Origin of the sequence: Pseudoalteromonas sp. ASV78, assembly GCF_047806705.1 — a bacterium.
In the GTDB taxonomy this organism is placed as follows: Bacteria; Pseudomonadota; Gammaproteobacteria; order Enterobacterales; family Alteromonadaceae; genus Pseudoalteromonas; species Pseudoalteromonas prydzensis_A.
This window is the reverse complement of sequence record NZ_JBLOPA010000004.1, coordinates 1-15,863: the sequence shown is the minus strand read 5'-3', so window position 1 is coordinate 15,863 and position 15,863 is coordinate 1. Positions and strand designations below refer to the sequence as shown.

At 43.7% G+C, this 15,863-nt stretch carries 16 protein-coding genes; all 16 read left to right on the top strand.

Features of this window, described 5'->3' with window-relative positions; all coding sequences use genetic code 11:
- The first annotated feature begins 69 nt into the window (after positions 1-69).
- Positions 70-435 carry a hypothetical protein gene (locus tag ACMVDV_RS23120; protein ID WP_416159839.1) on the top strand — a complete coding sequence of 122 codons (366 nt, stop codon included), beginning with the start codon at positions 70-72 and terminating at the stop codon, positions 433-435.
- The gene (locus ACMVDV_RS23115) at positions 425-793 is read left to right on the top strand and encodes a hypothetical protein (RefSeq protein ID WP_416159838.1); all 369 of its coding nucleotides are present in this window, start codon (positions 425-427) and stop codon (positions 791-793) included. Before ACMVDV_RS23120 ends, ACMVDV_RS23115 begins: the two co-directional genes overlap by 11 nt.
- A 234-nt stretch (positions 794-1,027) precedes the next feature.
- Positions 1,028-1,369: a hypothetical protein gene (locus ACMVDV_RS23110; protein WP_416159837.1), complete on the top strand. Its 342-nt coding sequence runs from the start codon at positions 1,028-1,030 to the stop codon at positions 1,367-1,369.
- Entirely contained in the window at positions 1,366-1,875 is a 510-nt protein-coding gene (locus ACMVDV_RS23105) for a hypothetical protein (RefSeq protein ID WP_416159836.1), read from the top strand. Before ACMVDV_RS23110 ends, ACMVDV_RS23105 begins: the two co-directional genes overlap by 4 nt.
- Before the next feature lie 2 nt (positions 1,876-1,877).
- Positions 1,878-2,120, top strand: a complete 243-nt coding sequence (locus ACMVDV_RS23100) for a hypothetical protein (RefSeq protein WP_416159835.1) — start codon at positions 1,878-1,880, stop codon at positions 2,118-2,120.
- Positions 2,121-2,126: 6 nt separating this feature from the next.
- Complete coding sequence (locus ACMVDV_RS23095; protein ID WP_416159834.1) at positions 2,127-2,747, top strand: hypothetical protein; 621 nt, start codon at positions 2,127-2,129, stop codon at positions 2,745-2,747.
- Between the two features lie 161 nt (positions 2,748-2,908).
- Positions 2,909-4,492 carry a hypothetical protein gene (locus tag ACMVDV_RS23090; protein ID WP_416159833.1) on the top strand — a complete coding sequence of 528 codons (1,584 nt, stop codon included), beginning with the start codon at positions 2,909-2,911 and terminating at the stop codon, positions 4,490-4,492.
- Entirely contained in the window at positions 4,489-6,606 is a 2,118-nt protein-coding gene (locus ACMVDV_RS23085) for a hypothetical protein (protein ID WP_416159832.1), read from the top strand. The genes ACMVDV_RS23090 and ACMVDV_RS23085 overlap by 4 nt, the downstream gene beginning before the upstream one ends.
- A 69-nt stretch (positions 6,607-6,675) precedes the next feature.
- Positions 6,676-7,644: a hypothetical protein gene (locus ACMVDV_RS23080; RefSeq protein ID WP_416159831.1), complete on the top strand. Its 969-nt coding sequence runs from the start codon at positions 6,676-6,678 to the stop codon at positions 7,642-7,644.
- A 14-nt stretch (positions 7,645-7,658) separates the two neighbouring features.
- Positions 7,659-8,876 carry a DUF4043 family protein gene (locus ACMVDV_RS23075; RefSeq protein WP_416159830.1) on the top strand — a complete coding sequence of 406 codons (1,218 nt, stop codon included), beginning with the start codon at positions 7,659-7,661 and terminating at the stop codon, positions 8,874-8,876.
- 54 nt (positions 8,877-8,930) lie between these two features.
- Entirely contained in the window at positions 8,931-9,344 is a 414-nt protein-coding gene (locus ACMVDV_RS23070; RefSeq protein ID WP_416159829.1) for a hypothetical protein, read from the top strand.
- Positions 9,345-9,437: 93 nt separating this feature from the next.
- On the top strand, positions 9,438-10,004 hold the full coding sequence (locus ACMVDV_RS23065; protein WP_416159828.1) for a hypothetical protein: 567 nt from the start codon (positions 9,438-9,440) through the stop codon (positions 10,002-10,004).
- Positions 10,005-10,006: 2 nt separating this feature from the next.
- Complete coding sequence (locus ACMVDV_RS23060) at positions 10,007-10,570, top strand: hypothetical protein (protein WP_416159827.1); 564 nt, start codon at positions 10,007-10,009, stop codon at positions 10,568-10,570.
- A gap of 12 nt (positions 10,571-10,582) precedes the next feature.
- The gene (locus ACMVDV_RS23055; protein WP_416159826.1) at positions 10,583-11,254 is read left to right on the top strand and encodes a DUF6682 family protein; all 672 of its coding nucleotides are present in this window, start codon (positions 10,583-10,585) and stop codon (positions 11,252-11,254) included.
- An 11-nt stretch (positions 11,255-11,265) separates the two neighbouring features.
- Entirely contained in the window at positions 11,266-12,903 is a 1,638-nt protein-coding gene (locus ACMVDV_RS23050; protein ID WP_416159825.1) for a hypothetical protein, read from the top strand.
- A 5-nt stretch (positions 12,904-12,908) separates the two neighbouring features.
- Positions 12,909-15,863, top strand: a 2,955-nt coding sequence (locus tag ACMVDV_RS23045; protein WP_416159824.1) for a hypothetical protein, incomplete at its 3' end; no start/stop codon positions are given.

Sequence of the window (15,863 nt, the reverse complement as noted above, 5' to 3'; positions counted from 1 at the left end):
ATCACATCTATGGCAGCAAGTAACTATATCTGGTTAGAATAACCCAAGTTGTTTTAATGTTGGCCTCTAATGAAAAATATCATCGTATTAAATTGTCGCGGTAAAACCCCACCACCTAGCATTATTGAATATGCGGAGCAGTTCAAAAACATAGCAATGATGTATACCGAGATTTATAAACTTAACGAACAAAGAACTATAGATCGCGTATTTAACTATTACTTGCCGCTTGAACATAGGTTCCTGGTCATCGTTGGCAATACAACAGACGATGAAAAGCTAAGATTGGAAAATACGAAGAACGTTATATTTGTACATTTTTCAGCAACTTCAAGCGAAAGTGACGCAGATTTAAGACCAGGCATGATACACATTAATGCTGACTACGTTGATGCTGAAAGTTTATATGACTGGATAATAAATAATGACGGATGAACGCAGCATGTTTAAATACGATGAGCAGTTTTGGAAGTGGGGACAGTGGGCTAGAACCGGTGGCGAAGTGTCATTGCAAGCATCGACCTGGATAATCGAAGGTCGTTCAATTGGCAGAACTAGCGAATTACATACCTACGAATTAGAAAATAAAATTGAAGCATCTGCGGCAATGGTTGCGCGGGTAGACCCACTCGCTGCAAAAGTTGTACGCCATTATTATGTCCATGCGAAAGCAAGAGAAACACAGTCTCAGCAGGCTAAAAACCTCGGTATAACGCTATGTCAGTTTAAAAATAAGCTTAGAAAAGCGCGTATGAGAATGGCTATGTCTGTATTTAATGAATCAGGCATGTGACAAAATAACCCAAAATGGGTTGATCTGTTTAATCTTTTCGATTATTGTCTCCCTACGTTGTGTTGATCCGCAAGTAGATATGTCCTTGTCTTGTGTCTTGTGGGTTAGCACAACGTACTAGAAATCAATTTAAATTAACTTTTATCAATTCGGTTTCTGAACACTCTTAGAAAAAAGTTTATTAGTTACTAAAAACCCGCCTCCTTGGCGGGTTTTTCATTTTAGGCTACCCAAATGTCAAATAATGCACCGTGCTGCGATAACAACGAATCGCAAAAGAAAAGCAGCGCGTCTGCATTAGAGCGCCAGTTTATAACTATCGTCAGTAGCCTATTGATCATTGCTGTTGCCTGGCTTACCAACACCGTTGTTTCATCAAAAGAAACTGATGTTGAAATGCGTACACTCATTGGCCATCAAAACTTTTTACTCAAAGATTTAAAAACAGCCATAGACACCATGGTCACTCACCAGCAGCAATCAATGTCCCGCATCACTGTGATTGAAGTGAATCAAACGAACATCATCAAGCAAGTTGAAAAGTTACAGTCAGAAATGGAGACAGTTAAAAAATGAAACGTAAGCAGCTGGGATATGGAATTTTAAGCCTTGAACATTTGACTATGTGTGCAGAGGCCGTGTGCGAGGTGTTTGGTCGTCGTCCTTATGATATTCATTTATTGCTGGGTACATGTGCCGTTGAAACGAAGCTAGGACAGTACCGAGATAAATCTATTTACCGTCATGGTGTGGGTTGTATGCAAATTGACGAGATTGCATTTGATCACATCAAGCAGAAGTACAGCACAAAGAGTATTGCTAAAACTTTACGCCAGCATTTTGGTATAGCGCTTGAGAAAGTTGAATATCGAGAACTAGCCGTCAATCCATTGCTGTCAATGATATTTGCTCGTTTTCAATATTGGCAGGTTGTTGAAAAGGTGCCTGAAACTTTAATGGGAATGGCTACTTATTGGAAAGACCATTACAACACAGATGCAGGTAAGGGCGAGGCTGCGGACTTTGTTGAGTCTTACTACCACTGCGAATTAGATTGTTATTTAGATAAAAGGGTACGTTAAAAATGATAGGCACTTTAAAAGTTTTATTACCAACAATGGCAAAGACGCTATTGCGTGTATTTATGTCTAAGAAAATGGTGATCTGGACTCTACGCGCGTATGCGAAATTTACAAAGAGTAAGGTCGATGATCACTCTGTGGATTTAGTTGAAGCGCTATTATCCAATGATGTGGAAGCAGCGCGTGAAGCCGTGAAGCAGTTGCATCATGAATGGATCACTAAAGACGAACAGAAAGCGGAATAATAAGTTATGGCGCGTATATCTACGGAGCAAAAGGAAGATATAAAGCAACGTTTTCGTGTATTACCGCCATCTTTGCCCGTCACTGAATGTTATCGCCGCTTAATTGCGGCAACCGGTTATAAAATTGAAATGCGTACCTTTCAACGCTGGGTACGTACTGAAAAGTGGCAGCGTGATTTAAGCGACGAAGTTAAGCGCGAAACTGCAACAAAAATGATGCAGGCGCAAATTATCAAAGGCGCTGCAATTCTTGGTGTTGACCCAAAAACGTTAGATGGTGATGAAACGGCCAAGGTTGAAGCAGCTGCGAACGTGGCTGCATCGGTGTTACTTGCCCACCAAGAAAATATCGGTGATTTACGCGAAATATTCACTCATGCTGCGTCTGATTTAAAAGACCAGTCACTGAATAAGCGTATTGCGTTATTAAACAAAAAGACCGGTGAAATGGAGCTATGTGCCCCATCGGTGTCGTATGTGACCGATCAACTGCGAAAGCTTACTGTTAGCTTAAAAGATTTGATTGACCTGGAGCGTATTACTTACGGGATTGATAGCGCGGAGTCGGGTGAATCATCAGATGACATTCTATTAGCGTTAGCCCGTGAAGCAATGGACAACGATTAACTATTGTGTCCGGCTATACATTTGGGGTAAGCGCTAATGCAGCGCTCGATAGGCATAGAAAGCAGGAGTTAATACGCAAGGTTCGCGGACAAAAGTTTCCTGACTTTGCAAAACAATGCCTGAAGGTACGTTCTAAGGAAGGACCACTAGTGCCCTTCGTTATGAACCAAGCCCAGGTATATGCTCACCATCGAGTTGAAGCGCAAGTCGAAAGGACGGGTAAAGTACGCGCTGCGACACTAAAGGCACGGCAGCAAGGGTTTAGTACGTGGATAGGTGGCAGGTACTATAAAAAGACTACTGAGCGAGAAGGTTTTTCAACGTTTATTCTCAGTCATGAGAACAAAACAACCGGCAAACTCGCGCAAATGGTTAAGCGCTATCATGAGCATTGTCCCACGCCAATTAAGCCAACACTTGGCCGTGACTCGCAATCTCTTGGTATCGACTTTCCGGCACTTTCATCATCGTATGAGTTGGGTACCGCGAAAAACGCGGAAACAGGTCGGGGTTTTACCGCGCAGTTATTTCATGGTTCAGAAGTGGCGTTTTGGCCACAAGCTGCACAAATACTCGCGGGTGTTATGCAGGCTGTGCCAAATGTTGCTGGTTCAGAAATCAATTTTGAATCAACAGCGAACGGCCAAGGTGGCGCATTTTATGACATCGTGATGGATGCGCGTTTTGGCCGTGGTGAGTTTATCCTTATATTCTCGCCCTGGTATTGGGATCATGGCTACAAAGTATCTGTGCCAGAGGGCTTTGAACGCACACCGGATGAAAAGAAGCTTGTAGAACTAGTTGCGGCACACCCTGACGGTGCTGAATTTAGTTGTTTTTTAACTGACGAACAGTTGATGTGGCGTCGGATAAAAATATCCGAGTTAAAAAGCAGTGACTTATTCTGCCAAGAATACCCATCGTATATTGATGAAGCATTCTTATCGTCCGGGAGACCCGTTTTTGATCCCCTCAAAGTACTTGATGCTAAAAGTTGTTGTCGATTACCAGAGCATGTACTGCGATGGCAGGGTGGAAAGGACTTTGTTGAAGTTGATACAGCAGGTTTCAAGGTTGTACGAGACAGAGACGATAACCCAATTGGCTATGATTTTGATAGTACAAAAGGCTATCTGCAGTTATGGGCTAAGCCAACCAGTAACAGCCTATATGCAGTAGGCGCCGATGTTGCAGAAGGACTTGAACACGGCGATTACTGTAGTTTTGATATTGTTGATGATTTAGGTGTGCAAGTTGGCCATTACCACGGCCATTTAGAAATGAGTCAGTATGGCGAGTTACTCGATGCCGTTGGCCGTTGGTTCAATGACGCCTACTTAGGTGTTGAAGTAAATAATCATGGCCATGCTGTTGTTATGCGCTTGAAGCAATTGAACTATCCAAATCAACACATAATGCAAAATTCCGAGCGTGAGTATGACAAGACAACGCTTAAAGTTGGTTGGCATACAAACCGCCAAAGCAAACCAGAAATAATACATGACGTACTTGGAGCATCACTATTTGATGAATCAAGCGGCATACAGTGCATCCATACTGTCGATCAATGCCTTACCTATATCTATCAAAAGAATGGCTCATTAGGCGCGCGTGAAGGTTGCTATGACGACTGTGTTATGTCCTATGCAATTACGCTGAAAATGGCAATTGAAATGCCACGAAATCGATTGACAGAACCTAGAGGTAATCAAGTGAAAAGTAATAGCGGTAGCTTGTATTCATGATAAAAAATCCAAAGCAGGGCGCAGAATTTATCACAAACCTGGTGATGAACGGTATACGCAATCAGCCACGTTCTTGGCGTGAAGAACACGCAATGTCTGAAATGTATTATGACGGCCATCAAATTAAACAAGTCGATAAAGAATTATTAGACAGCCGTGGACAGCCACTGCTTGTTTATAACCTAATTCATCCTACGGTGAATGGCGTGCTTGGCATGGAAGCTAAGACACGTACTAACTTCATGGTGAAAGCGGATGACAAAGACGGCGTTGAAGTAGCCGAAGTACTCAACGAAAAGGTTAACGAAGCATCGCGTTTATCTGATGCTCCAAGAGCATGTAGTGATGCCTTTGCACGCCAAGTTAAAGGCGGTCTAGGCTGGGTAGAAGTGCGCCGTAACGATGACCCATTCGGTGACCCTTATATTGTTGAAGAGAGTGATTGGGCTAACATTTGGTACGACTGGCATTCTAAACGCTCAGATATGAAGGATGCCCGTTGGATTGTGCGTGAAAAGTGGCTTTACATCGATGAAGCCGTTAACTACATGCCAGCGAAGAAAAAGCTTTTCAACAATATCTACAGCAAATGGCCGGCAATGGATGAAGCGATAATGAGTGATTCACTCGATCCTAATCTTGCAGCCGCTTGGACGATTGAAAATGAAACCCACTACTTAAGTGGCGTTGAGTGGATGAGTCCAGATGAAAAGCGGTGTCGGTTCTTTGAGGTGTGGTATCGCGTACCAAAACGTGTACCAACAATGCGAGTTCACGATCAGGTCTTTGAGTTTAACAAAAACAATGAAATGCACTTGGAACTACAGCGCAGAGGCGCGGTAGTTACACTATCTACAGTGCGTACAATGCGCCGTGCTATCTTCTGTGGTCCTCACATGGTGCATGATGGTCCAAGTCCTTATCCACACAATGAATTTCCGCTGGTTCCGTTTTTTGGTTACAGAGAAGGGCGTAGCCGTGTGCCTTATGGGCTTATACGTAACATGATCAGCGCACAAGATGGTGTTAACTTCCGCCATTCTATGCTGACCTGGATACTCAAGGCACGTCGAGTGATTATGCTCAAAGGTGCAACGGATATGAGCGACACCGAAGTGCAAGAAGCGCTGGCGCGAGTGGATGGCATTATAAAGATTGACCCTAAAGTGGCCGCGCAGCACGGTATAGATGGTGTGTTTAAAATTGACAGCGAGCTTGGTGTCGCTAGTGAGCAATTTAATATGATGAATCAGTCAATGGAGATGATTCAAAATTCAGCCGGCGTTTACAATGCCATGCTAGGTAAAGGCGATACAGGGGCTACATCGGGTATTGCCATCAATTCATTAGTAGAGCAAGGCTCTATTACGCTAAGCGAGTTTTACGACAACTACGGCACAGCTAAAAAGCAAGTAGGCTGGCAGATTGCGCACTTAGTGGCAGAGGATATATCTGACCGCCCTAAATCAATCCCTATTTATGCGGGTGAAGTGAAGCCGACTAAATTGGTTGAATTAAACAAGAAATCAGAAAACGGCCAAATTTCAAATAAAGTGACCATGCTGCGTAAAACCGTTGCTATCGCTGATATTCATACTACATCAGGATACAGACAGCAGTTGATTGACCGAATGATGCAAGTACTGCAATCACTGCCTGAGCAAGCACAACCGCTGTTACTCGTTAAAATTCTTGAACTGTCCGATATGCCGGATAAAGAAGACTTGATCCGCAGTTTAAATCAAATGCTTGGCTTAACTATATCGCCAGAAGATATGACGCCTGAAGAACAGCAAGCTATGCAGCAGCAGCAACAAAAGCAACAGGTTCAAGAACAAATTGAACAACGCTTAAAAGAAGAAGCGGTACGCCAAGCAGAGCTGGAAAACAATAAGCGTGAGCTGGATATCCTGTTAGCGAAAGCCAACCAAGCCATTACTGAGTCTCAAGAGCAAAAAGTCCGAAGCGAAATTAGGCACAACGATGCAAAAACAACTGAAACGCTTAGTCGTGTAGGTGAGCGTGACCAGAATATGGAAATAAAAGATAAAGAATTAGCCATGCAGGTAGATGCACAGCTAGACCAGATACTTGCAGGCGTTATGCAACAGTAGCAAGCAAACAACTTAAACAAACGACTTTGACCAACAAAGCCACCAAGCGAAAGCGAGGTGGCTTTTTTTATGGGAGTAATCCAGATGGATGAAGAACAAATATTGGCACAACTGGACGGTGAAACCGATCCGGATGCAATTGAAAATTTACTTTCTCAACTAGAGAAAATTGGTGAAAACGACGGTGATCACAACACAGGCACGTCGCCTGGCACTGATGAAATCAATGTTGAACTAGAAGCGGCTAAAACTGAGGTTCCGGACACTAACGCGACTCAGAGCGTGGCAGCAGCTGGCAAAGAAGGTGAGCAACAAAACCAAGGTGATGAGGGGGAAGGTAATAGCTATCAACCAAAAATCACGGATGAGGAGCTTAGATTAGCTCAGCAAATGGAAGTAATGGAGCAGAGGCTTCAACTGTACACCAAGCAGCTGACAGAGCAGGGCATTACGCCTGCGCAACTGCCAACTGAAATTCGTGTATCACAAGAAGCGCTAGACGCTTTACGTGAAGATATGGACGAGCTTGGACCCGTAGGTCAAGTCGCACACGATATGGCGTACCAGTTAAAGAATCTGGAAAGCCAAATTCAAGTGATGCTCGATGCGCAAAAAGGAAATGCCAGTGCAAATCAATCTGCACAAAACACACATCAAGCACCAGAAGATATAAACAAGATTATTGCTCAAACACCTGGGCTGCCTGAAATCATGGCAGATCCAACCAAGCGCACTTTAGCTATTCAACTGGATGAAAAGCTAAAGCTCGATGCTAATTACAAGGACAAGCCTATAGCCGAACGATTCAAGGCAGTTGTTCAGCAATTAGGAGAGCAGTTTAAACCCCCTCAAAACCCGAAAGACCCAACCATTACGGGCGAAGTAGCCCCGTACTCCATTGAATCAAGCGGCGGACAAAGCAACAGCGCAGATGTTAGCGCCCTGCAGCGCTTTGAAGATATGGACGGCGGCGATGCTCAAGCATACGCGTCACAAATGAGCGATGCCGAGCTAGACGCACTATTTAACGAATTTTAATTTAGGAACTATTTATGTCTATTCCAAAAGGCTCACGCGCAGTCGCGTTTAATGCTGCACTTTATGCCATGGCTCGCAGAACGCGAACAATGAGTAACTTGTTAACCGGTAAAGCAGCGAAAAAGACAATCAATGGTCTGAATACAATGCAAACCGATGCCGATCACCCTATTGTGATGATTGATGACTTAAACACCATGCCTGGTAATGAAGTTATGTATGATGTTATTCATCCTATTTATGGTCCACCGACGATGGGTGATCGTCGTTTAGAAGGTCGTGGTAGTCGCATCGCAATGGACAGCGAATCAATCAAGATCAATCAAGGTCGTAAGATGATTGAAGATGGCGGCGCTATGTTCAGTAAACTGACCACATACAACATGGTCGAAGTTGCTCGTACACTTATCCGTAACTGGTATCAAGAGCTAGACGAACAGACCACGTTGTATCATTTAATGGGTATGCGTGGTTCGTTTACATCAAATACAGATGTTGTACCGCTGAGTTCGCACCGTGAATTCGAAGAAATCCTGATCAATGAAATATTGGCGCCAAGTTATGACCGCCATATCATTGCCGGTGGTAATAAAACGTTAGACCAAGTGGATGCGGCAGATAAGTATTCATTAGAAATACTGGATAACATTGATTTGATCTTGGCAGAAACAGAGCGTCCTATGCGCCCTATTATTTTACCGGATGCTGAAAAAGCTGGGCATGACCCGTTTTATGTGAAATTGATCACGCCGCGCCAGTGGTACGATTTAGAACAATCAGCAACCACCAAGGACTACCAGAAGATGGTTGCGGAAGCGACTGTGCGTAAGCAAGGCTTTAGTCATCCGCTCTTTAACGGTAAGTGTTTAATGAAAAATAACATTTTAGTTAAAGTCATGAGCCGTCCTGTAGGTTTAACTGCGGGTAGTAGTGTTGCTGTATCGAAAAATGATAAAAATGCAACAACCGAGCAAGTACAAGTAAATACTGAGATTCATCGCTCTATCTTGTTAGGTGGCCAAGCACTGGCTATTGCTAGCGGACGTCATAAAAACGTGAAATCTACATTTAAAATCACAGAGCAAGACGTTGACCATGGTAATGCTAAAGAAATCTCGCTTGCATACGTACACGGTAAACAGGCTATCCGCCTAAAAGACCAGGATGGTTTCCAGTACGATGTTGGTCGTATGGTTGTTGATACTGCGGTATCGCTAGGTATGAATCGTTAATATGAAAACTGCCCCGCTTTGTGCGGGGCTTTTTGTTTAAAGTGAGAATTGATTATGAGTTTAAAAATTGCACCGACAGCACAAGTTGCTGTTTATAGCGGCACACATGGTAATGCGAGCCGTGAGACATTGAACGATGTATTAGCAGCAACGCCTGCAGATACGAAAATTCTGTTAGGTAACTTTCCTGCGGGTACTACGTTTGATGGTGTGACTGTGTTTCATGATGCGCTGGGAGCAGGCACAAGCATCGAGCTGGGTATTCAGTCCAAGCATAATGGTGAAATTAATGAATTGGCACTATTTGGATCGGTTAATACTGTTGATGCAGGCGATGCGATGAAAAATATCAAACCGCGTCATGTAAATGAGACCGTTGAACTTATCGCCACATTGAAAGGTGGTATTGGTACGGGTGAACTGCAAGTCACGGTTCATTACCGCTACAACGGTGTTTCACAATATTAAATTAAAGGCTAAAAGGCTAAAAGCCTAAAAAGCTAAAAGCACATTAACACAAACCCGCCTATTGAGCGGGTTTTTTATTTTAGGATTTTTATCATGAGTTTAATTATTTTTTCATTGCTGGCATACATCGGGCCAAAAGCATTTAAAACCGATACGTACTATGGCACCAATGAAGTGTTCGAGCGTTTAGTACCCATTCAAATCGATACACAAAAAGCACGTCGCATGGAACGTGAATGCCCGTCTGTGTATATGATCACCGAAAACGAAAAAGGCGAGCCTACCGCAAAGTACCTGGCGTATTTATGCGACAACGGCTTAGAAGAAGATGCACAGCTCCTTATCGATAATAGCCCTCTTAAAGATAGCTCACTTGAAGAGATTATCGCGGGTGTGCGAAAAACATCTAAAGCAATCGCCCCATTAGAAACAAACCCAATTGATTCACCGGACAGCATTAAAGCTAAGCAAGAAAGTGAAGTGGCAGACAAGGTGATCACGTTTAAACGTGAACTAGATAAGCTGCCGTCTAAGCCTGCCGTTATTGCAAAAGCGAAAGATGTGCTCGGTAGTGAAATTAATGTAACTGAAAATGATGGAACAAAAAGCGAAATCATTGAAGCCATTGTGACGTTGTATAAAGAACAACTCGGGGTGTAATCATGAGAGCGCTCGATGATTTTATTGCGTTTGTCGCAGAGCATGTACCCTCGCAACCGGCGTTTATTGTACGCAGAGCTGTACTTGCGAGTGCGCGAGAATTCTGTAAAGAAACGCTTTGCTGGCAAGAAGATGTTGATGTTCAATTTAATGAACAAAACAAGGCAGTAATTAACATCCCTGAGCTTGCCGAGTTCCACAGCGTTATAGAAGCCGGTGATATGGATTATCCAATCCATCAGAATTTGCACTACACCGTTAATATCATTGCTGGGACGCTTAAATGGCTGGATGGTCGAGCGCCAACCACACCCGTTAATCTTTCAATTGCGCTATTCCCTGACTCAGAAGCGGATAAGCTTCCTGAATTTCTCTACAAACAGTTTCGGGATGCGATAGCGGCAGGCGCTGCGTTGCGTTTTGCAGGCCGTCCGCATGTGGATATGCCGCAATTCAAAGTGTATGAACTGCAAGAGGCATTTCGCATAGGTAAACATGATGCGCGTGATGTGGCGCTTAATGGCCGACGTCGATTAGCTGCACCAATTAAACACCATTTCTTTTAAAGGTAATTCAATATGGCTACGGTCACAGTCACCTCTGTTTTAAAAAAAGTTCAAATTGTTCTACAAGACACCACCGGCACTCGCTGGCCTCTACCTGAGTTGTTAGGCTGGTTTAACCTGGCTCAAAAGGACATTGTTAACCATCGTCCGGACACGCATACAAAAAGTATTCTATTTGATTGCCAGTTGGGAACGCGCCAAGTATTACCACCTGAAGCACTGCGGCTTATTCGTATTACGCGTAATGAAACGGCTGCAAGTAAGCGGGTGGTGAAATTAATCGATCAGCGCATCTTAGATGACCAAATACCTGATTGGCATGATGACGAGAAGGCATCATTGGTGATTGACCATTATGTGTATGATGATCGTATCCCTAAAGAGTTTATGGTATTTCCTGCCGCCGCTGTTGGCGCGAAGCTGCGTGGTGCTATTTGTACTGCACCGCTTGAAGTTGTTATTGCTGATAATGAATTTGAGACAGATGTTCAGGTGCTTGGGTTAGACGATACCTATGTAAACCCTATTATGGACTTTATTTTATATCGTGCTTACAGCAAAGACGTTACCTATGCGGGTAGTGGCCAGAATGCAATCGCAGCGTATCAAAGCTATGCAAACGCGCTTGGCATTAAAGCACAAATGGATCAGGCAATAACGCCAAAACCTGACCAAGTAAACTAAGGTGAATGGCCTTGGCTCGCTTACATATCCCCTTTTTTGGCGGGGAATTTCCCGCCACACCTCCGCGCAGGTTAGAGGCGCACGACGCCACTATTGCTGTAAACTGTTTGCTTGAGGACGGTGACTTAACATCACTGAATGCACCGTTGGAAACGGAAGGGCCCCACCAAATTACAATTCCATTCATGGATGGGACTATTTACTTGTATGAGCATAAACACTGGTTTTCATGGAAAGGAAAAGATGTTGATGTGGTGCCTAGCCCAATTCTGCAAGATGATTTTAAACGCGTTTATTTCACCGGTGATGGTAAGCCCCAAGTAACAACCAATGAAATGGCGATTGGTAGTCACGTGATGCCTGACGCGTCTTATGACTTGGGAATACCTGCGCCACTTACTCGGCCATTTGTTGAAATCACAAAAGTAGGGGAAGAAGACCCCGAAGGCATTGATGACGATGAAACACGTTATTATGTTTATACGTATGTCAGTGGCACAGGTGAAGAAGGCGCACAGTCGCCACTATCAGCAAAACTCGTTTTACCTACCCCCCTTGAAGATGAAGTGACAGTTAAAGTCGCACCGCCTGCTATTAACACCTACAACATTACTCATATCAATGTATATCGTTCAGCCACGTCTGCAGAAGATGCAGTATGGTTGCTCGTTGGCCAACTGCCATTACATCAAACCTCTTTTATAGATAACAAACTCGATTCAGAGCTGGGACCACTCCTTGAAACCTCCGATTTTATTCCGCCACCTGAAACATTAACTGGTTTAGTGGGGATGGATGGTGGAATGCTTGCAGGTTTTACAGATAGTACGTTGTGCGTCAGTGAAGCCTTTTTACCGTATGCCTGGCCTAAGCGATATCAACATAAAACAAAGTGGCCGATTGTTGGTATAGCAGCAGTTGCGGGTGGTGCAGTAGTATGCACTCAAGGTGAACCGTATATTTTTGCGGGTACTTCACCGGATGCAATGATGCTAGAAACAACAGGTGCGCAGCAAGCGTGTATATCGAAGCGTTCAATTGTCGCCATGGATGGCTTTGTGTTGTATGCGAGCCCCGATGGGCTCGTCAGTGTAACGGGATCAGGTGCTGAATTGATCAGTGATGCGGTGATTAAGCCTAAACAATGGCGCTCACTTAAACCTGAGAGTATCCATGCCTACTATAACGAAGGTGAATACATCGCTTTTTATGGTGGTCAAGGTGACAGCACTCGCTTTGACCGTGGTGGATTTATATTAAACCCCAAGCGCAAGGATATACGATTTTTTAACTTCTATGCGGGAGCAGGGTTTAAAGATATTAGCTCAGATAAATTTTACTTAATGATGCCAACTCACATGGCCGTATGGGGGGAAGGGGCGCCGCTTGTCGCAACATGGCGTAGTAAATTATTTGAAACGCCAATTATGAGTTTTTCTTTATGTCAGATTTTGGCGCCTGATATTGAAGGAATAAAAGTAACCATTTTGGCTGACGATGCAGTTTTACACTCAGTGACATTAAGTAATGAATATAAGGGTATTTTTTGGTTGCCAGCGGGTTTGTACAGCCGCTGGCAAATTGAGATAGAAACGACAAAACCAGTCCATTCGATCACGCTTGCTAATAACCATCAAGAACTGGATTAACCTAGATGACAAAATCGAAGTTTTCACAAATACCTAAAATAAAAGTAACTGATCCACGCAGTTTACAACGCGCCATTGATGTAATGGCGCGTAACTTAAATATCATGACGGGCTCGTCGCCTGACTCTGTTGTGACACAAAGAAGCTACACAGGTATTGATGACCGGTTCAATAAATTATCTTCAACAGTAAATGATTTAAGTCTTACGAGTCCAGGCAATAGTAATGCGCAACGACCACAATTGCCGACAGGTTTTATCGGCTCGGCATCATTATCTAATGTTGTTCTTAATTGGGATGAGCCAGGTTATAAAGGGCATGCTTATACTGTGGTGCTATTTAACCAGGATGATGTACTTGGGGAAGCAAAAGTAATAGGTACTGCCTCATTTCCTATTTTTATCTATCCAGTTAATTACTTATCAAGCGGTTATTACTGGATTAAACATGTAAATAGCAAAGGTGTAGTTGGTCCCGTTAATGCGAGTGCAGGTTTGTATGTTGAAGCACAGCAAACACCTGAAGAGTTATTAGCGCTATTAAGCAACGACATTGCCAATGATACGTTTGTGTCTGAAACGTTGTTATCGCGAATTAGCGTTTTAGATTCAGCTGTCATTGGTGAGCACTTTGGTTTAGTGAATGCGAACCTTGCATTGCAAGCTGCAGATAAAGAAAAATCACAGCTATTAACAAATCTTAATACAAAGATAGATGACGCCAGTGCTTTTGCTCAAAGTGAACGTGCAGGTATAGCGCTGAAAGTAGATCAAGCGCAAACAGATATAGACTCCACTCGAACCACACTAAACACTAAAATTGAAGAAACAACACAATCAGTTGTTGATGTGCAATCTACACTGAATAATAAGATAAATGACGTTGAATCCACTTCATTGCTTGCAAGACAAGCCATTGATGAAAAAATTAATAACGTTGAATATGCTGCATTGCTTGCAAGACAAGTACTTAATAATCAAATCATCAGTGCTGAATCTGCATCATCATTAGCTAGAGAGCAGCTGAATAATCGAATTAACGATGTTGCAGCTGCGGCATCACTTGCTAGAGATAACCTTGAGGTAAAAATTAATAAAGCGGATGCTGCTTTATTTGATGCTGAGACAGGCTTGATCATTGCTAGCGATAAAATTAACACATCACTTAGTGAGCTTGATGATTACATCAAAGGCAATGGCGGGGTTGATGCTCGGATCATCAATCTAAACCAGGTGCAGTCGGACTTAGTAACTAATGTAACGGTGTTACAGACTGCCAGCGGTAATTTATCTTCACGTATTGGTGTTGTTGAAACAGCAAGTGAGTTGTCTGCAAGTCGTTTAAGTAATGTGGAAATTAAACAAGGTGATCATACTAGTCAAATAGTTGTTTTAGAGACGGCGCATTTAGATTTAGCTGAATCAATTAGATTGCTTGGCGTTGAAGATGGTGAATTAGGTTCTAAAATAAGCACTGTTGAAACGGCCACGATTGAGAACGCACAGCGTGTGAGTGATTTAACCACGACAGCCGGCACACTCACATCACGTATTACCTCAGTTGAGTCAGTAAACAGTAGTCAGGCCAGCACACTTAATTCATTAAGTGTTGAGCAAGGCTCGTTGCAAGCGCGTATGTTGACGCAAGAGACCGCCAGCACTGACGCAGTTGAATCACTGCGTTTATTGGGTATTAAAGATGGTGAGTTAAGCTCGCAGATCAGCACCGTGGAAACGGCCACGATTGAGAACGCGCAGCGCGTCAGTGATTTAACCACGACAGCCGGCAATTTAACCTCGCGTATTACTTCGGTTGAGCAAACCACGGCCAGCAGTAGCCAAAAAATAGCCCAACTTGAAACAGTGCAGGGTGATAACAGCAGTAAAATAACGAATTTACAGCAGACCACGGCCACAAGTGCGCAAGAAATAACCCAGCTAAAAGCCACTGACGCCGCAGTAACCGCCGACATAAGCAGTATCAAGAGTGTTAATAACACTCAAGCACAACAGCTCAATAGCATATCAACACAGCAGGATACGCATCAATCGCAGATCAGCGTATTGCAAACCACGACCGCTAACCAAGCGTCAGTCTCTGAAAGCCTAACCTACAGCAACAATAATGCCGGCGATAAGGTGGTGTGTGTTCGTGCGGCAGACTTCACCGATGAATCGAGTGGGGTGCATGTGTCTGCGAGCCCTCGTGTTTTTAACACCAATGAGGGTGTTGAAATACGAGCTAATAGTGTTTCCGTTTTTTCTCGTAAAGCAATCAAGATACGTACAGATCGCGTTTACAAGGTGCGGATTAAAGCTAAGCAGTTGGTTGCAGGCAGTAATGGTCAATCACTTGTATATGCAGGGGTGGTTCCACTACGAGAGGATATGAGTATTGCACCAGCACAATCTGGTGGTGCTGGTAGTTATTTATATTGCGGCGTGTCGGCTTACAACTTGACTGTAGCGGCAGGCTGGAAAACATTTGAGGGAACTATCAGTGGGGTGGGCTTAGGCCACCATAACTTTAGACCTGAAACGGTCTACGTACGCCCGATGATGATTGTAAATTATCAGTCTAGCGGTAGCCCTAAAATTCTAATTGATAGCTTAGAAATTTGGGACGTCACCGAAGAATTAGCGCTGAATGGTAAAATTGACGCCCGTTACGATGAATTAAAGCAAGTTAGTGATACCTCAGTTAGCCACTTGCAGAGCTTACAGTTATCAACGGATACAAACCGCACGTTGGTGACAACACAGAAACAAGTGACTGATGGCCATGCAAGTCAATTAAATACGCTTGAAGTTGAGCAAGGCTCATTGCAAGCACGTATGCTGACGCAAGAGACCGCCAGCACTGACGCGGTTGAATCCTTGCGTTTATTGGGCATTAAAGATGGTGAGCTAAGTTCGCAGATCAGTACCGTGGAAACGGCCACGATTGAGAACGCACAGCGC